This is a genomic window from Pseudoalteromonas sp. APC 3691 (genome assembly GCF_030408135.1).
Classification (GTDB): domain Bacteria; phylum Pseudomonadota; class Gammaproteobacteria; order Enterobacterales; family Alteromonadaceae; genus Pseudoalteromonas.
Map to the genome: position 1 here is coordinate 36237 of NZ_JASDCB010000003.1, position 19134 is coordinate 55370.

Genomic DNA, 19134 nt, shown 5'->3' on the forward strand with positions numbered 1-19134 from the left:
ATCCAAAAAGCTCAGCATGCCCTAAGCTATATTTTATAAATAGATAGGCAAAGGATTAATACTATTATGCGTGAATGCGCTTTAAACAATACCAATCAAAACGAACTTGTTAAACGCTTTTACAGCGTTAGAGGCGAAAGCCTGGCTATTATTGAACCACTCACTGTAGAAGATTGCCAATTACAAGCTATGGCAGATGCCAGCCCAAGTAAATGGCATTTAGCGCACACGACGTGGTTTTTTGAAACGTTTTTACTTAGTGTTTATTGCAAGCAGTACACTGTGTTTAACTCTCACTACCGAATGCTTTTCAATTCTTACTACAATGGTATTGGAGAGCAATTTAAGCGCGCACACCGAGGTAGTTTATCCAGGCCTAGTTTAGATGAAGTTTTAGCTTATAGAGAGCATGTAGATAGCTGTGTGGTTGAATTACTTAAAACTGAAGTTAGCCCACAAATTAAAGATATTATTGAACTTGGGTTACACCACGAGCAACAGCATCAAGAACTAATGCTGATGGACATCAAATATAACTTTTCAGTAAATCCATTATTTCCGCAATATAAAATATCGTTTTTAAATAGCCAAAACAAATCAACTGATATTAAGCCCCTTAATTTTATAAACTTTGAGCAAGGTATTATTAATATAGGCACAAATGCCGACGATGAATTTGCATACGATAACGAGCGCCCTAAACACCAAGTATTAATTCATCCATTTAGCTTCGCCAATAAGTTGGTCACTAATGGGGAATATTTAGAGTTTATAAATGCCGGTGGATACAGCAATCCACAGTATTGGTTAAGTGACGGTTGGGCAAATATACAAAACAACGCTCTAACGCAACCATTGTATTGGCATTGTATAGATAACGAGTGGTTTGAGTTTACACACTATGGATTAGAACCTCTTAATTTAAATGCCCCGATCTGTCATGTTAGTTATTTTGAGGCCAGTGCATATGCTAATTTTGTAAAGGCTCGCTTGCCTACAGAGTTCGAATGGGAATATGCAGCTAAAAATACACCTTCAACAGAGATTAATAATCACTACCTAACACCTCAGCAAGCAAATAGTGATACTGAAATAAATCAGTTAACTGATTCGTGTTGGCAATGGACGAACAGTGCATATTTACCATACCCCGGTTTTAAGCCTATTGAAGGAATAGCAGGGGAATACAATGGTAAGTTTATGAATAACCAAATGGTGTTACGTGGTGGGTGTGTGTTTACCCCTCAAAACCATTTACGACAAACATACCGTAATTTTTATTACCCGCATCAAGCGTGGATGTGCAGCGGGATAAGACTAGCTAAGGATATAGTATGAGCCAAGTAACAGCGATTAAGCAAAGCAACATAACCGACACTGAATTTCTAAACGACGTGATAAGCGGATTAACTCAACAACAAAAAACGCTTCCGTGTAAATATTTTTATGATGATAAAGGTGCTGCATTATTTGAGCAAATAACAACCTTACAAGAGTATTATGTTACACGTACTGAGCTTTCTATATTAGAGCAACACTCAAAGTCGATTGCTCAAATGCTACCTGAAAACCTCTCTATTATAGAGCCTGGCTGTGGCTCGGGTAAAAAGGTAGCCTATTTATTAGCGCATATGGCAAACGTTAAAACCTTTGTACCGTTTGAAATATCTGAGGAGATGCTCAGTTATTCACTTGCACATTTGTCACCGTTATTTCCAGATTTGGCAATTTCGCCATTATTAGGAGACTTTACACATAGCCAAATGGTCAAACAGCTAACCAAAGACACCGCTTTAGACAGTCAAACTAATTTGGTGTACTTTCCGGGCTCTACTCTTGGTAATTTTGCCCCAGTTAAAGCCATAGAAATTATGAATAATTTCCATCGCTTATGCGGTGTAAATGGTTATGTATTAATTGGGGTTGATTTAGTAAAAGAGCGCCAAGTGTTACTTGATGCATATAACGATAAAGCGGGAGTTACCGCCGCGTTTAATAAAAACTTACTACAACGTATTAATAACGAGTTAAATGGCACATTTAACTTAGACAATTTTAGCCACGAGTCACGCTTTAACGAGCAACATAGCCGTATCGAAATGCATTTAGTAAGTAATCGTACTCAAAGCGTGATTATAAATGATCAGCAAATAGACTTTATAGAAGGCGAAAGTATCCATACAGAAAACTCCCACAAGTACACGCTCGAGTCGTTTAAGCAGCTTGCAGCGCAAGCTAATTTAAAGTTAGAGCAAACATGGCAAGACGATAGTAACTATTTTGCCCTGTGTTTATTAAGACCGCTTTAAACGTTACTTAAGTTTAGGGCGTGTTGATCTTTGATAGTTGAATTTGCAGCAATATGTTTGGTTTTTAGGCAAGGCAGAGCCTATGAAGTGTGGTTATTCCACATAAATAGGCAATAACGCAGCATAAATGCCAAACATGTGCTGCCCTTCGGGTTCTGCCTAGGGGCGATAAACTCTTTGTTGCTCGATTTTTACTTAGCCCACTAGGTTACAAACCTCGCGCCGCGATTGAACAAATTTCAATTCGCGAAGATCAACACGCCCTAGTAAATGACAACTTGGGCATTGTTAAACTCATAGTTTAAAAATGCGCCATTATTTGATTGCTGTATAAGCTTAGCTTTATTTAAACCATGCAGTCTAAATAGAAGTGGGGCAATAACAGATACCGCAGAGCCCGTTGCACTGTCCTCATTTACGCCAAACTGGGGGGCAAAATATCTAAAACGCGCTATGGCATTTTTCTTGTCTTTATTTTTTATACTAAGGGTAATTACTGCATTTTTGTGGAGTGCACACAAAGCTTTAAAATCAACGTGTACGCTTTTTAAATCGTCTTTTTTAACTGATTTATCGAATTCTTTACTAAATTCTTTATTAAATAATACAACCGTATAACCGTTTTTATCAGCGGTAGTGTAGGCTGCTTTTATTGCTACTGAAAACACACTTTTTAACTCACCTTCAGCTAACTCGCTTTTTTTAGGCTCTATGCTTTTTAGTAACAGCTGAGCGCCTTGTTTTTTTACTCTTATAGTAAAGCGCTCATTACTCATTGAAGTAAATACTTCAGGGCAATAACCCAAATGGTCTATTAAAAAATTAGCGGCTGCTAAAGTACCATGTCCACAGCGTTTAATTTCACTCGTTTGATTAAACCAGCGAATTTTACAATGGCGTTTAGTTATCTCATTTTGATTTAAAAATACGGTAGCAGGGTAAGTTGATTGTGATGCAATATATTGCATTGTTTTTGATGTTAACCCATTTTTATAAATAACAATTAAAGCACTTGAGCCTTTTAAGTTATGTGCAGGGCTATAAAAAACAGATTCGGTGGAAGTGAGCTTTATAAAGCGAAGCGTAAGCCATTTAGGCTTACGCTTCGCTAAACAAAGAGTATTAACCTTTGCTTGCATATGCGTCGTTATGAACGCCTGCAGCACGACCTGATGGATCAGCATTGTTTTGGAACGATGCGTCCCATGCAAGTGCTTCAGGAGTCGAACACGCTACCGATTTACCATGCGGTACACATTTAGCTGATGCATCACCAGGGAAATGCGATTCAAAAATAGTACGGTAGTAGTAAGCTTCTTTTGAATCTGGTGTATTAATAGGGTATTTAAATTTTGCATTTGCAAGCTCTTGATCGCTCACTTGCTCATTTACAAACTCTTTTAAGGTATCAATCCAGCTGTAGCCTACACCGTCTGAAAATTGCTCTTTTTGACGCCATAGCACTTCATCAGGTAAGTAACCTTCAAAGCCTTCACGTAAAATGTGTTTTTCAATTTTTCCATCTTTACACATTTTAGCTTCAGGGTTGATACGCATAGCAACATCAACAAATTCTTTATCAAGAAACGGTACACGTGCTTCTACGCCCCATGCCGCCATTGATTTATTAGCACGTAAACAGTCAAACATATGCAGTTTTGATACTTTACGGTTTAGCTCTTCATGAAACTCTTGTGCGTTAGGGGCTTTATGGAAGTATAAGTAACCACCAAATAGCTCATCAGCACCTTCGCCAGATAACACCATTTTAATGCCCATTGCTTTAATTTGGCGAGCCATTAGGTACATAGGTGTAGAGGCACGAATTGTTGTTACGTCGTAGGTTTCTATGTGGTAAATCACTTCACGTAATGCATCAATACCTTCTTGAATGGTAAAAATGATAGGGTGATGAATAGTACCAATCATGTCAGCTACTTTTTGTGCAGCCGCTAAATCAGGTGAGCCATCAAGACCTACTGAAAAAGAATGCAGCTTAGGCCACCATGCATCGCTTTCGTCGTTATCTTCAATACGTTTTGCAGCAAAGCGCTGGGTAATAGCAGAGATAACCGATGAGTCTAAACCACCAGAAAGTAATACACCGTAAGGCACGTCACACATTAATTGACGTTTAACGGCCGCTTCTAATGCATCTTTAACGTCTTGCGCTTCTGCGCTGTTATCTTTAACTGCATCAAATGTTTCCCAATCACGTTTGTAATAAGGCGTCATTTTGCCATCTTTGCTGTACAGGTAATGCCCTGGTGGAAATTCTTCAATATGCTTACAAATTGGAGAAAGTGCTTTTAGCTCAGAAGCAACGTAAAAGTTACCGTGCTCGTCGTGACCGGTGTAAAGCGGGATAATACCAATATGGTCACGGCCAATTAAGTAGGCGTCATTTTCTTCGTCGTATAAACAAAATGCAAAAATGCCATTTAGGTCATCTAAAAAGTCAGGCCCTTTTTGTTTATACAGCGCTAAAATAACTTCACAGTCTGATTGAGTTTGAAAAGTAAAATCAACGTCTAACTCTGCTGCAAGTTCTTTATGATTATAAATCTCACCGTTAACCGCTAAAATATTTGTTTTTTCAGGATTGTATAAAGGCTGTGCACCGCTTGATACACCAACAATAGCTAAACGCTCATGCACTAAAATAGCTTTTTCAGATGCATATACACCAGACCAATCTGGGCCACGGTGTCTAAGCAGCTTTGACATTTCAATTGCTTGGGTACGCAATTGAGTGGGATCAGATTTAATATCTAATACCCCAAAAATTGAACACATAGTAACTCCTCATTCCTATTATGTGTGCAGCAGAGCCAATTTGCTGTGCTGCGAAACCTTGTTTTATCAGAAAAAATTACTCAAGTCACATAGCTTTTACAATTAATTAAGAATAATTTATGCACCAAGCTAGATGTAATTGCACCAAAGTGGTTAATGCGTAGTTCCTGCTGCTATTTTTACGTCGCTATTATTGTTCAAAGCTTGTGCAATCATAACTCTCAGGGCATTAATAACGGTTTCTTCGCTCATGCTTGGTGCGCCATTGTGGTGCACAGCTTGGCTTGGTAAATAAGGAATATGCACAAAGCCACCTTTCATTACAGCGCAGTGATCATTTATGTAATGCATAAGACCATACATAACGTGATTACACACATACGTACCTGCTGTATTGGAAATGGCAGCAGGTATATTGCTGTTGTGCAGTGCTTGTAACATGCGCTTTATTGGTAAGTTTGTGAAATAGGCATCAGGGCCATTTTTTTCTATTGGTGTATCGATAGGCTGCTTACCTGCATTGTCTTTAATGCGTGCATCGTCAACGTTTATTGCAATACGCTCAATTGATATTTCGCTGCGCCCACCAGCTTGGCCTATACATAAAACAACCGCCGGATTGTGCGACTCAATGGCGTTTATAAGCTGACTGATAGACGTATTAAATTCACAGGCAAGTTCTAGTGTACATATTTTGTGTTTCATGATGATAGTTTCATCAAGTTTTTGCACTGCTTGCCAAGAAGGATTGATAGCTTCGCCACCAAAAGGAGCAAAGCCAGTTATTAATACACACGGCATAGTAGAAGTTGATTTAGTCATTAAACACCAAGCTATACATTAAAATAATATTAACGGCGAGTAAGGAAACGGCCGTCGGAATTTGAACCTTTATTACATGGTACCTATTTTTTAAATCTAGGACGTGTTGATTCTAGAATATTTTATAGGTTATTTTTAAGTGCAAGGCTCAATTGATGTAGGTGCCCGTCAAGTTTCTGCTTCGCCTTTGCTGCTTCTTCAAACGTTACATATTTAAATTCAACAGTATCTAAAGGTCTAAATTGTGCAAATTGATGTAAGTCGGCTTCAATTACAGTCCCTAAAAGAGGGTAGCCCCCGGTTGTTTGACCATCGTTAAGTAGCACAATAGGCTCACCATTCGGTGGCAGTTGAATACTCCCAGGACTCACCCCTAGTGATGGCAAAGAGTGCGAATGTGCCAAATTATTTTTATGCTCAAGCCTTACGCCCATTCGGTTGCTGTTACTACTAACTTTAAATGCGGTAGATACAAAGTTGTTAAGTAAAGGCTCGCCTAACAAATTAGCATGAGGGCTTGGGTGCAGTCTTATAAGCTTGCGCTGGGCGGGAGCAATTGCGCCTACTTTTATAAACTCTCCATAATAAGGAGTAATAGGTATTTCATCGCCAGTGGCGAGAGCTCTACCTTCAATACCACCAAAACATGCGTTCAAATCTGTAGATTTAGAGCCCATAACTTCAGTATTTTGTATACCGCCTTTAACCGCTAAATAAGCTCTTAAGCCCGCTCTACCAGTAGCAAAGCTCAGTACTTGTTTATTTTTTACTGTGTATGTCCAACCAGGGTAAATTGCTTGTCCATCAAGGGTTGCTTGCAAATCTGCACCATGAAGCGCAATTACTGTGTCGCAGGTGAATTCCAGCTCGCACAGACCAACAGTTATTTCTAAAACGGCATCATTGTCGTTATTGTTAAGTAATCTATTAGCAATTATTTGTACAAAGGGGTCTAAGCTGCCCGCTTTGTTTACACCTAGATGGCGGTAGCCATCACGGCCAAAATCTTGAATTGTAAGTAATACACCACTTTTAAGTACTTTAATCATGAGTTGCTCCTTTATTAACTAGCGGAACAAATTCAAGCGTATCGCCTGGTTGAATTAAACAAGGTTGCTCCGAGGTCGAATCAAACAAAGCAGTATCTGTATGACCTATTATGTGCCAACCACCAGGGGTATCTGCGGGGTAAATTCCGGTTTGTTCAGCACCTATCGCAACAGAGCCTTTAGAAACTTTAATGCGTGGCTCATCACGCCTTGGCGTATGTAATTGCTCTTCTAAACCATGTAGGTAAGCAAAACCGGGCTGAAAGCCTAAAAATAAAACGTGGTACTTGGTTTTACTATGAATATTAATAACCTCATCAGCGCTTAAATTATGATAACGAGCCACGTAATTAATATCCTCACCCTTGTATATGGTTTCGATTAAGTGATGTTGCCCTTTAAAAGTACTCGTTTTAATATCATTCCACAGCGAAGGTAGCACTTGTAACCACTTATTTAAGTGTTTATCTGATTTTAAATAGAGAGTGAGCGAGTTCATGGCTGGCACCAAATCGGTAAATTCATCAGTGCTTTTACAGTGGCTAGCTAAAGCCCAAATTTTCTTTTGAATAGAGAGTCTATCTGTAGCGTCTAAATGCGATGCATCAAGTAGTAAACTACTGTTTGTTAATGCATAAATATGGGGAGCTGGCTTCATTAAATAAACCTATTTGTACAACATAATTTAAACGTAACACAGTTTTATTAATTTATTTACACCATTGCGACTAAGTGGTTATGTTTAGTGTTTATTTTCCCAGCTTACTTTAAGAGTGTTTTTATATTCAATTAATCGTATTTAATTTATTGAGGACTAAAACTTAATACATTTCGTACTAAATAAGTAATTAGGTTGAAATGAAAATTAAGATAAGGAGGTCTTAATTAGCACGCACTTGTTTATGAGGTACTTTATGAAACACCAGCATTTATTATATTTATCAGGCGCTGCTATTATATTTAGCGCAGGCAGCTTTGCTTTATCTATGGAAAAGGTAGAACACAGTAATGTAGAAGCCACCATGCATGTAGAAACCATTGTACTGGGGTCTGGTTGTTTTTGGGGAGCAGAAAAACGCTACGAAGCGCTTAATGGCGTTATTGATGCTGAGTCGGGTTATGCAGACGGCCATGGGTTTAAAGCAACGTACAGAAATATCACCGATCAGTCTCGTCGTTTTGACGAGAACAATTATGCTGAAGTTGTGCAAGTTATGTATAACAGCAATATAATTTCAGCAGAAGATCTCTTAAAAAACTATTTTGAAAGTCACGATCCTACGCAAAAAAATCGCCAAGGTAACGACATCGGTACGCAATATCGTTCAATTGTATTAACGACTACTGATGCGCAAGCTAAAGTAGCTGAACAAGTTAAATCGCAATATCAGCAGCTTTTAACAGATGCGAGCTATGGCAAAATTGAAACGGTTATTAAACCGCTTCAAGGTTTTGTATCGGCAGAAGAGTATCATCAAAATTATTTAGAAAAGAACCCTAATGGCTATTGTCCCGATCACTCTACCGGTGTTGTTTTTAATAAAACACCTGTAGAAAAAGTAGATAACACGGCTTTATTATCAGGAAAACAAATCGTAGTCTTAGATTCACGTGAATACTGCCTATACTGTGAAAAGTTTAAAAAAGCAGTCGCAAATGATTACAAAGGGACAATACCAATGTCGTTTCGCCATGCTGACCAACTTGATGATTTAACTATTAAGTCAGCCACGTGGGCAACACCAACCATTTTGTTTTTAGAAAATGGTATTGAGGTATATGGTCGTCAAGGTTATGCAACGCCTGAAGAGTTTTATAAAGCATTAGGCGCTTTTAAATTAGGTAACAGTGATGCTTATAAAGTTGCATTTGATGCACGAACAGATAGACCTTACTGCAAAGAGTACAAAGAGTTTAAAAACACACCTGACGGTACTTTTGTTGATAAATTAAGTGGCGAGCCACTATTTGATACAAGCGATAGGTTTAACTCCGGTACTGGTTGGTTGTCGTTTAAGCACCCAGTAAAAAGTAGTGTAACGCAGCATGACGATAGCAGCTGGGGAATAACACGTATTGAGCTACGTTCTAAAAGTACAGGTATTCATCTTGGTCATTTATTCCCAGGAGAAGGCCCTAGAGGCACAGACCGCTACTGTATAAACGCAACAGTACTCGATTTTGTACCAAGAGATAAAAGCTAAACCTTTTACTTTGTAAAGCCTGATTTTAATCAGGCTTTTTTTTGCATAAAACAAAATAGGCTTATCATAATCTTTGCAAATTTGTTAAAATTAAAGCGTACAGCTAATCGTCATTAATATTACTTAGGTTATTAATGAATCAATTAAAAAAAATAGCAACGCAGTTAATATATTTGCCATTCGCTTTGCTGCTTTTAATAAACAACGCTAAATCAGCGACTCATTACGTAGTAGGCTTAGAGAATATAGAATACCTTCCATACTACGATGGTAGTGGGGCTGATAACCGCGACTATTATGGTTTCAGTCAAAAGTTACTTACCTTGTTTGCCCAGCAGCATGACTTTAAGTTTGAGTTTTACACACTACCTATTAATCGACTTTACAAAGAATTTGTGGAACATCGCCATGTCGACTTTAAGTATCCAGATAACCCTAGCTGGAAACAAAGCTACAAAGCTTCATTTATTGATGTAAATAAAATTATTTATTCGCAGCCAACCGTTGTGACTAAAACGGGCATTGCGAGTTTAAATAAAAACATCACTATTGGTGAATGCATTAGTTTTGCAACGGTAAGAGGGTTTACGCCTCAAAGCTTTAAACCGTTAATGAATAATGAAAACGTTGAGTTAATAGAAACAGCTAACGTAATTGAATTAATAGAGTTGCTTTTAAGAGAGCGGGTGGAGTGTATTTACATATCTAACGATGTATTAAATTATAACCTCCTAAAATACTTTAAATTAACCAGACCTGTTTATTTTCAAAACGAATTGCCGACAGATTTACAAGCCTTTTTATTATCGTCGATTGACTACCCTGACATAATCAAGAAATTTAATACCTTCTTGATTTCACATAAAGTGCAAATAAGTAAATTAAAAAAAGAGTATCAAATAAAAAATTAACTAAAAAAGCCCCGTAAGTTATAACTTACGGGGCTTTTTAAAATGTATTAATCTGTATATAGCTATATTATGTATGTGCTTAATAATAAAAACAGTCCAAGCCAAGTCACCACCTAACTTGAACCGCTTTTCACACTGACAACATCTTCACACACAATATAAAGATTCTGTTTGCTACGCTTTAGTAGCCTTGTAATGCATATCATGTGGTTTGAGCCAAGAATAAAAACAGTTCAAGCCAAGTCACCACCTAACTTGAACCGCTTTTCACACTGACAACATCTTCACACACAATATAAAGATTCTGTTTACTACGCTTTGGTAGCTTTGTATTGCATATCATGTGGTTTGCGCCAAAAATAAAAACAGTTCAAGCCAAGTCACCACCTAACTTGAACTGCTTTTTCACACTGACAACATCTTCACACACAATATAAAGATTCTGTTTACTACGCTTTGGTAGCTTTGTATTGCATACCATGTGGTTTGCGCCAAGAATAAAAACAGTTCAAGCCAAGTCACCACCTAACTTGAACCGCTTTTTCACACTGACAACATCTTACACACACAATATAAGATTCTTTTCACTGCTACGTTTGAGTTACTAGAACTCTAAAGGTTGCATTTATTGCTCTTAAAAAACAAATTAACTAAGTTGTTTTGAGCTGATGAAGTAACTTTAATATTTAACTTTATTTTCGACAAACGATAAAAATGAAACCAATGAGTGAAAAAAATTAAACTATAGACTTTAGTCTAATGCTCGGCGTTAAGTTTATGTATTTAAATAAAAAATATTATTAAAAATTGCAGAGAGGTTTAGACGAGTTCAGTAATACAACACAGAGTAGGTTGTATTACTCAACTCGTCTAATAGGGGATTATTCTTGGATTTTTCTAAACGTATTTACAACCCACTTCGCAAATAAATCAAGCGGGTGATTAGGCGTGCTTGATTCGTGCTGCACTAAATAGTATTTATCTTTAGTTGTTAAAGGCTGTTCGAATAATTTGTAAAGCCATTGCTCATCTAGCCAGCTTTGGCTAATAGGCAGTGGGATAAGTGCAATGCCCATGCCTTGCTGCGCTGCACGCGCTACACCAAACATGCTATCTATTTGAATAATCTGCGAAGGAGAAAAGTCATCAATCCCTGCTTTTTCGGCCCACTGATGCCAAGCCCAAGGGCGAGCTTTGTGCAAGATTAGCGGAACTTGGTTAAGCGCTTGACGATGATCGTCCCTCCACTGATCGAGCAATTTTTTATTACATGCAGGAATATATTCAAGGTTAAACAACTCAGTCGCTAACCCTTCAGTAGGTTTACCAGAGGACAATACAATAGATAAATCGCTATGACGCGTTAATTCTTTGCGTGTTTTAAGCGTGTCCATTTGCAGGTTTATATTAGGGTGTTCTGACGTCCACTCACTTAATTTAGGCATGAGTAGTTCGCTGGCAAAAAATTCAGGCAGGGTAATCGTCAAATTTGTATTTTGCTGCATCTGACTAAACTCATTAATGGTGCTCTCTAACATTGTGATGATAGGAGACACAGCATCAAAAAAGTTTTTACCCGCTGTGGTTAAGCTAATTGAACGCGTTTTACGTTGAAAAAGCTCAATACCAAGTTGTTCTTCAAGTTGTTTTATTTGATGGCTTACCGCAGACGGCGTTAAGTACAGCTCATTAGCTGCATGCTTAAAACTTAGGCTTCTTGCGGCAAAGCAAAAAGAGCGAAGGCCACGAATAGGAGTTTGCATGTTTTCCAGAATTATTTAATTTATTGAGACGCCTTACTTAGGCAAAATTTGAACCAACTATTTAATATATAAATATCAGTAGGTTAAAAATAAATTTAACGCTAGTTCACAAAAAGGGTGCAGACTATCCACAAAATAGTGCAAAGAATCTAAGCGCTTACATTTAATTTATATTTGTATTATAGATAAAATTTACTACAGATGTATGAATGACGGTAAAAATAATGGCAAAAGATAAAAAAAATCCCTCGTGAGAGGGATTTTGGGTAACTCAGCGCCATTGGCACTGGGAATGAGGTCGGTACAAGGTAAAGCGATATTTTAATTAACCTTTTTAAAAGTAACTAAAAAACCATTTCTGGTACTTCACCATCAACAAGTAGTTTACCTGCTGTTTTACTAATAATTTCATCAACTGATACACCAGGAGCGCGTTCTAATAGATGAAATGCGCCGTCTTTCACTTCTAGTACGGCTAAGTCTGTCACTATTTTTTTAACGCAATTAACGCCTGTAAGCGGTAAAGAGCATGCCTCTAATAGTTTAGAATCACCATGCTTGCTCGCATGAGTCATAGTAACAATAATATTTTTTGCGCCAGCGACTAAATCCATCGCGCCGCCCATGCCTTTAATTAGCTTTTTAGGGATCATCCACGATGCGATGTTGCCGTTCTGGTCAACTTCAAATGCACCCAGAACGGTTAAGTCTACATGACCACCCCGTATCATGGCAAAACTATCTGCACTATTAAATATGGCTGCACCTGTGGCTGCTGTCACGGTTTCTTTACCCGCGTTAATCATATCGGCATCTAGTTCTGCTTTAGTAGGGTAAGGGCCCATGCCTAAAAGACCATTTTCGGACTGTAACATAACTTCAATATCATCCGGTACATAGTTTGCGACGAGTGTCGGAATTCCTATGCCCAAATTAACGTAGTAACCATCTTGTAGTTCTTGTGCAACGCGCATTGCAACTTGTTCACGTGATAATGCCATAATTTTGCTCCTGCTTAATCTCGTGTTGTTACACGTTCAATGCGTTTTTCAAAGCTGCCTTTAATAACGCGATTTACAAAAATACCCGGGGTATGAATTTGGCTTGGTTCAAGCTCGCCCGGCTCTACAATTTCTTCTACTTCGGCAACGGTAATTTTACCAGCTGTTGCCGCCATTGGATTAAAGTTCATGGCGGTGTGTCTAAACACTAAATTACCAAAGCGGTCGGCTTTCCACGCTTTAACAATAGCAAATTCACCCGTTATAGATTCTTCTAAAATATACGGGCGACCATTAAACTCTTTTACATCTTTACCCTCAGCCACAGGAGTACCGTAACCGGTAGCGGTGTAAAATGCAGGTATACCCGCGCCACCAGCACGCATTTTTTCAGCTAATGTACCTTGAGGCGTAAGCTCTACATCAATTTCGCCACTTAATAACTGCTGCTCGAATAGGGCGTTTTCGCCAACGTATGAGGCAATTACTTTTTTAATTTGCTTGTCTTGTAATAAAATACCTAAACCAAAGTCATCAACACCACAGTTATTAGATACTACGGTTAAGTTTTTTGTTTGCATGTGCTTAATTTGTTTAATTAAGCCCTCAGGAATACCACATAAACCAAAACCACCGGCGATAATGGTATCGCCGTCTTTTAATCCTTCCATTGCAGCTTCGTAGCTATAAACTACCTTATCAAAACCGGCCATGAGTCTCTCCTCATTGTGTGCTATTTGTTGTTAACTATCTTTAATCATCATTTCATAAGATAGCTATTTAACCTGAACTCTGGTTAATAGATTTACTAACATATGAATCAGGGTGATATTTAAATTTATTTTCTCTAGCCAGAGATTTTCAGTGAAAACAAGGCGAATTTACGCGTCAATAGCTGGCCTATTGCAAGTAAATTCAACGCAGTTAGTGCTGAAAATAGCTGCTCGAGATAGATTTATTATCCAGAGCTCAGGTTATTTTGTGTGCAGTGCCACAGATACTTTGCTCACAGGTTGCTTACCAAGTGCTTTGGTTATTTCCCAGCCAGCGTCACTTAACCTTTGTAAATCAATTGAGTGTTCAATGCCAAGCCCTTGCAGTAAGTAAACTACATCTTCGGTGGCAACATTTCCTGACGCCCCCTTAGCATAAGGACAGCCACCAAGGCCCGCGACTGCCGCGTCAACCGTTGCAATACCTAGGCTTAAAGCTGCGTAAATATTTGTGAGCGCTTGGCCGTATGTATCATGAAAATGCACGGCCAACTTGGCTTTATCAATGTGCGTTAAAAGTAACTCGATTAATTGCGTTACTTTTTTTGCGGTGCCAACACCTATGGTATCGCCAAGGCTTACTTCGTAACAGCCTAAATCTAATAGCTTTTGCGATACACTTAGTACTGCTTGCGGGTCAATATCACCCTCATAGGGGCAACCGAGTACACAGCTTACATAACCACGTACACGAATATTATTAGCTTTAGCAAACGCCATTACTTCGCTAAAACGTTCAATACTTTCGTCTATTGAGCAGTTGATATTTTTTTGACAAAACGACTCACTCGCAGCTGTAAATATAGCAAACTCTTTAATACCAACAGCGTGCGCTGCTTGTGCACCTTTTAAGTTAGGTGTAAGGGCGCTTAAATTTACATTGGGTAAATCTAGCGCTGATATTACATCCGCTGAGTCTGCCATTTGTGGCACCCACTTAGGGGAGACAAACGCGCCAGCTTCAATATCTTTTAAGCCAGCAGCACTTAGGGCGTTAATAAGCGCTACTTTATCGGCTGTGCTTACTGTTTTTTCGTTTTGTAGGCCGTCTCGCGCGCCAACTTCAACAATACGTACTTTATTTGGAAAGGCACTCATTATGCACCTTCCTCTGTTGTATCTTCGACAATAGCAAGTAAGGCTCCATGCGTTACTAATTCGCCTTCACCAAAACAGTAGCTTCTTAAAATGCCGTCGTGTGGTGCGTTAAGCGTGTATTCCATTTTCATGGCTTCGATAATAACAACCGCATCGCCTTTGGTAATTGTGCTACCAATGTCGATTAAGTGCTTAACTACTGTGCCATTAAGCGGCGCGGCAAGTGGCAAAGCTTCGCTTTTGTGCGAACTAATATAATGTTTATCAACTAGTTCAAGCTTAGTTTGCAGTGCTTTATTCATAACAGTGACAATATTGCCCGCAGTACTATTACCAACCGTAGTTACGTGCGCGCTATGTTTTTCACCATTAATAAATACAGTGCACAGATTATTATTTAATGTGCCTTGTAGTTTAAATACATGCTCGTTATGCGTAATACTATAGCCCGCTGTCGTTTTTATAGCGCTTAGCTGTAAATCGGCAAAAGGGACTTTAATTGCTTGTGGTGAATTGAGTGTAAATCCAGTTAGTTGTTGCCACGGGCTTGCACTGTTTTGCGCATTTTGGGTGTTAGTTAACGATTCTAAATACGCAAAAGCAGCAATAAGCTGGCTTGTTTGCAATAACGATTCGTCAACAGCAACTAACGAATCACCTTGCTCAGCAATAAAGTGTGTGCTTGGCGCACCTTGTTTAAACGTGGGGTGGCTTGCTAAATTATGTAAAAAGCCAATGTTAGTGCTAAAACCCGCTAAATGAAATTGCTCAAGGGCTTGTTGTAAGCGGCTCAGTGCTTGTTCGCGATTGTCGTCATGCACAATAAGTTTTGCAATCATCGGATCGTAAAACGGGCTAATTTCGTCGCCTTGTGCAATGCCTGTATCAATGCGTACAAATTCACTGTTAAGGGGTGTGTGTAGTGCTTCAATAGTGCCCGAGCACGGAATAAAGTCGTTGGCTGGATCTTCTGCGTATATACGCGCTTCAAAGCTATGACCCTGCAATTGAATATTACTTTGTGTCATTGGCAATGTTTGCCCACCCGCAATATTAATTTGCCAATTGACTAAATCTACACCGGTTACCATTTCGGTCACTGGGTGTTCTACTTGAAGGCGCGTATTCATTTCCATAAAGAAAAATTCATCGCCACAAAGTAAAAACTCAACCGTACCTGCGCCTCTATAATTTATAGCCAGTGCACAACGTACAGCCGCTTCGCCCATTTCTTTGCGTAGTTCGTCAGATAAACCCGGAGCAGGGGCTTCTTCAATTACTTTTTGATGACGACGTTGCAAAGAACAATCACGATCGCCTAAATAAACACAGTTGCCATGGTTATCTGCAAATACTTGCACTTCTACATGGCGAGGTTGGTTTACATAGCGCTCTAATAACACTAAGTCGTTACCAAAACCGGCAATCGCTTCACGTTGCGCACCTTGTAGTGCGCTCATAAAGTCTTGTGCTTTTTCAACCACACGCATGCCTTTACCACCGCCACCAAAGGCCGCTTTAATGAGTACAGGGTAGCCAATTTTTTCAGCTTCACTTTGTAAAAAAGCAGGGTCTTGCTTATCACCGTAATAACCAGGCACTAACGGTACATTAGCAGCTGCCATTATTTCTTTAGCGCGGGTTTTAGACCCCATTGCTTCAATGCTACTTGCTGGTGGCCCTATAAAAGCAATGTTATTAGCTTCGCAGGCTTTAGCAAATTCGCTGTTCTCAGATAAAAAACCATAGCCTGGGTGAATACAGTCAGCGCCGCAGTCTTTGGCAACTTGTAAAATTTTGTCTGCTACTAAATACGAATCTTTACTTGGCGCGGCACCAATATGGTAAGCCTCGTCAGCCATTTTTACGTGCTGGGCATGTTTGTCTGCATCAGAGTAAACCGCGACCGTGGTTAAGCCCATTTGTTTTGCGCTGCGCATTACACGGCACGCAATTTCTCCACGATTGGCAATTAGTATTTTTTGTAATCGTTGTGTCTTCATAATCAATCCTACAGTTGCCAAGCGGGTGGGCGTTTATCAAAAAAAGCACTTAGCCCTTCTTGACCTTCTTCAGATACGCGAATTTTTGCAATACGCTCTGCGGTAAGCTCAATGAGTTCATCGGTTATTGGTTTATTTGCTACATCGTTAATTAATGCTTTTGCGGCTTTTACTGCAACAGGTCCGTTATCAATCAGTGTTTGCAGCATATTATCGAGCGCGCAGTCTAAATTACCGGTTACTTGATGAATTAAACCAAGTTGCTTAGCAGTATGGGCATCAAACACTTCAGCCGTTAAAAAGTACCTGCGAGCAGCGCGCTCACCAATGGCTTTAATTACATACGGGCTAATAACCGCCGGAATAAGACCCAGCTTTACTTCACTTAAACAAAATTGCGCATCGTCTTTACTAAGGGCTATGTCGCAACAGGCTATTAAGCCCAGAGCACCACCAAAAGCGGCACCTTGCACAGCACAAATTGTAGGATGCGGGGAGCTTGCCAATACCTGCATTAATTTAGCTAATTGCATTGAATCAGCTAGGTTATCGGCGTAATTGTTATCAGCCATTGATTTCATCCAAGCTAAATCGGCACCGGCTGAAAAGTGTTTACCCTCAGTTTTTAAAACCAAAGCACGAATATCAAGCGTATTTGCATGTTCAATACACTGAATTAGCTCGTGTATTACTTCACTGTTAAATGCGTTTCTTTTTTCTTGGCGGCTTAACACAAGTACAGCCACATTAGATTTTGTTATTTGTAGTGTTACTGACATTTTGCGCTCCGGTTACATTCTAAATACGCCAAATTTCGAATCACGTTTTGGTGCGTTATTCGCAGCCGTTAACGCAAGCCCTAATACATTACGCGTATCGGCAGGGTCTATAATGCCGTCATCCCACAAGCGTGCACTTGCGTAATACGGATGACCTTGCTCTTCGTATTGATCAATAATTGGCTTTTTAAAATCACTGATTTCTTGCTCGCTCATGCATTGGCCTTTACGTGCTAAACCATCTTGTTTAACTTGCGCCATTACACCCGCAGCTTGCTCGCCGCCCATTACCGAAATACGAGCATTAGGCCACATCCACATCATGGTTGGTTCAAATGCGCGGCCACACATACCGTAGTTACCTGCGCCGTAAGAGCCGCCAATAAGTACAGTGAATTTAGGCACATCAGCACACGAAACCGCCATCACCATTTTAGCGCCGTGCTTAGCAATACCTTCGGCTTCGTATTTTTTACCCACCATAAAGCCGGTAATATTTTGTAAAAATACTAAAGGAATATTGCGCTGAGCACACAGTTGAATAAAGTGGGCGCCTTTTTGCGCCGACTCACTAAATAAAATACCGTTATTAGCCACTATGCCAACAGGATTGCCGTAAATACTGGCAAAACCGGTGACCAGCGTTTCACCAAAGTAACGTTTAAATTCATCAAATGATGAGTCGTCCACTGTGCGCGCTATTACTTCGCGTACATCAAATGGCTTTTTAAGGTCGGTGCCCACAATGCCGTAAAGCTCGTTTATATCGTAACGGGGTGGCTTTATATCCTCTAGAAGAGGGGCCGTAGGGCGTGTATAATTAATACGCTCAATACATTGGCGCGCAATAGACAGCGCATGAGCATCGTTTTCAGCGTAGTGATCGGCAACACCCGAAATTTTACAGTGCACATCGGCGCCGCCTAACTCTTCGGCTGTTACTTCTTCGCCGGTTGCTGCTTTTACAAGGGGCGGACCTGCTAAAAATATAGTGCCTTGATCTTTTACAATAATACTTTCATCGGCCATTGCAGGTACGTACGCACCACCTGCGGTACATAAGCCCATTACTACAGCAATTTGTGGAATGCCTTTACCCGACATACGGGCTTGATTGTAAAAAATACGACCAAAATGCAACTTATCTGGAAATACATCATCTTGCTCTGGCAGATTTGCACCGCCCGAATCCACCAAATAAATACACGGTAAGTGGCAGCGCTCGGCGATATCTTGTGCGCGTAAATGCTTTTTAACGGTAAGCGGAAAATATGTACCGCCTTTAACCGTGGCATCGTTTGCAATAATCATGCATTCAACGCCTTTAACACGGCCAATACCGGCTACAACGCCTGCACAAGGTATTGCTTGTTCGTACACACCAAAGGCAGCAAATTGCGAAATTTCTAAAAACGGTGAGCCTTCGTCAATTAATGTATTTATGCGGTCGCGTACAAATAATTTACCACGGCCTTCGTGGCGCTCTTTTAATGCAGCGCCTCCGCCTTGGCTAATTGTTGCTACTTTACTGCGTAAATCATCCACCAGCGCTGACATATTTTTATGGTTTTGCACAAACGTTGGGTCGTGAGGATTAACGCTCGATTTTAAAATAGTCATGGTTTA

At 39.7% G+C, this 19134-nt stretch carries 16 protein-coding genes and 1 pseudogene; 4 read left to right on the forward strand and 13 right to left on the reverse strand.

From position 1 onward, the window contains the following. Positions 1-66 precede the first annotated feature (66 nt). Positions 67-1338, forward strand: a complete 1272-nt coding sequence (egtB, locus tag QL998_RS01700) for an ergothioneine biosynthesis protein EgtB (RefSeq protein WP_024604098.1) — start codon at positions 67-69, stop codon at positions 1336-1338. Beyond that, positions 1335-2309: an L-histidine N(alpha)-methyltransferase gene (egtD, locus tag QL998_RS01705; protein WP_024604097.1), complete on the forward strand. Its 975-nt coding sequence runs from the start codon at positions 1335-1337 to the stop codon at positions 2307-2309. The genes egtB and egtD overlap by 4 nt, the downstream gene beginning before the upstream one ends. Positions 2310-2572: 263 nt before the next feature. Here the strand turns inward: egtD and QL998_RS01710 are convergent, their stop codons facing one another. The 6 genes and pseudogenes from QL998_RS01710 to pxpB form a co-directional block, all read right to left on the reverse strand. After that, complete coding sequence (locus QL998_RS01710) at positions 2573-3448, reverse strand: PhzF family phenazine biosynthesis protein (protein ID WP_290192038.1); 876 nt, start codon at positions 3446-3448, stop codon at positions 2573-2575. Next, entirely contained in the window at positions 3432-5105 is a 1674-nt protein-coding gene (asnB, locus tag QL998_RS01715) for an asparagine synthase B (RefSeq protein ID WP_169060204.1), read from the reverse strand. The genes QL998_RS01710 and asnB overlap by 17 nt, the downstream gene beginning before the upstream one ends. A gap of 153 nt (positions 5106-5258) precedes the next feature. Beyond that, positions 5259-5927 carry a pyroglutamyl-peptidase I gene (gene pcp / locus QL998_RS01720; protein ID WP_080670012.1) on the reverse strand — a complete coding sequence of 223 codons (669 nt, stop codon included), beginning with the start codon at positions 5925-5927 and terminating at the stop codon, positions 5259-5261. Next, positions 5920-6027: pseudogene (locus QL998_RS01725) on the reverse strand (DUF979 family protein); the annotation flags it as partial. The pseudogene QL998_RS01725 and the gene pcp, both read right to left, overlap by 8 nt. A gap of 22 nt (positions 6028-6049) precedes the next feature. After that, positions 6050-6976 carry a biotin-dependent carboxyltransferase family protein gene (locus QL998_RS01730; RefSeq protein ID WP_024604094.1) on the reverse strand — a complete coding sequence of 309 codons (927 nt, stop codon included), beginning with the start codon at positions 6974-6976 and terminating at the stop codon, positions 6050-6052. Beyond that, positions 6969-7634: a 5-oxoprolinase subunit PxpB gene (gene pxpB, locus QL998_RS01735; protein WP_024604093.1), complete on the reverse strand. Its 666-nt coding sequence runs from the start codon at positions 7632-7634 to the stop codon at positions 6969-6971. Before pxpB ends, QL998_RS01730 begins: the two co-directional genes overlap by 8 nt. Before the next feature lie 256 nt (positions 7635-7890). On the opposite strand from pxpB, the gene msrA reads away from it, so the two are divergent. Both msrA and QL998_RS01745 read left to right on the forward strand, forming a co-directional pair. Beyond that, positions 7891-9180 carry a peptide-methionine (S)-S-oxide reductase MsrA gene (gene msrA / locus QL998_RS01740; RefSeq protein ID WP_290192039.1) on the forward strand — a complete coding sequence of 430 codons (1290 nt, stop codon included), beginning with the start codon at positions 7891-7893 and terminating at the stop codon, positions 9178-9180. Between the two features lie 134 nt (positions 9181-9314). Next, positions 9315-10091 carry an amino acid ABC transporter substrate-binding protein gene (locus QL998_RS01745; RefSeq protein ID WP_165723425.1) on the forward strand — a complete coding sequence of 259 codons (777 nt, stop codon included), beginning with the start codon at positions 9315-9317 and terminating at the stop codon, positions 10089-10091. A gap of 881 nt (positions 10092-10972) precedes the next feature. Here the strand turns inward: QL998_RS01745 and QL998_RS01750 are convergent. The 7 genes from QL998_RS01750 to QL998_RS01780 all read right to left on the reverse strand — a co-directional run bounded on the left by QL998_RS01750 (position 10973) and on the right by QL998_RS01780 (position 19128). Beyond that, positions 10973-11854 carry a LysR family transcriptional regulator gene (locus QL998_RS01750; RefSeq protein ID WP_002961883.1) on the reverse strand — a complete coding sequence of 294 codons (882 nt, stop codon included), beginning with the start codon at positions 11852-11854 and terminating at the stop codon, positions 10973-10975. A 344-nt stretch (positions 11855-12198) separates the two neighbouring features. Beyond that, complete coding sequence (locus tag QL998_RS01755; RefSeq protein WP_039489749.1) at positions 12199-12855, reverse strand: CoA transferase subunit B; 657 nt, start codon at positions 12853-12855, stop codon at positions 12199-12201. A gap of 14 nt (positions 12856-12869) precedes the next feature. Then, the gene (locus QL998_RS01760) at positions 12870-13568 is read right to left on the reverse strand and encodes a CoA transferase subunit A (RefSeq protein ID WP_165723426.1); all 699 of its coding nucleotides are present in this window, start codon (positions 13566-13568) and stop codon (positions 12870-12872) included. Positions 13569-13829: 261 nt separating this feature from the next. Further along, complete coding sequence (locus QL998_RS01765) at positions 13830-14726, reverse strand: hydroxymethylglutaryl-CoA lyase (protein WP_165723427.1); 897 nt, start codon at positions 14724-14726, stop codon at positions 13830-13832. Then, positions 14726-16729, reverse strand: coding sequence for an acetyl/propionyl/methylcrotonyl-CoA carboxylase subunit alpha (locus tag QL998_RS01770; protein ID WP_290192040.1), 2004 nt, complete (start codon positions 16727-16729; stop codon positions 14726-14728). The genes QL998_RS01765 and QL998_RS01770 overlap by 1 nt, the downstream gene beginning before the upstream one ends. Before the next feature lie 8 nt (positions 16730-16737). Beyond that, positions 16738-17508 carry an enoyl-CoA hydratase/isomerase family protein gene (locus QL998_RS01775; protein ID WP_024604000.1) on the reverse strand — a complete coding sequence of 257 codons (771 nt, stop codon included), beginning with the start codon at positions 17506-17508 and terminating at the stop codon, positions 16738-16740. A 12-nt stretch (positions 17509-17520) separates the two neighbouring features. After that, positions 17521-19128: a carboxyl transferase domain-containing protein gene (locus QL998_RS01780; RefSeq protein ID WP_165723430.1), complete on the reverse strand. Its 1608-nt coding sequence runs from the start codon at positions 19126-19128 to the stop codon at positions 17521-17523. Positions 19129-19134: the final 6 nt, after the last annotated feature.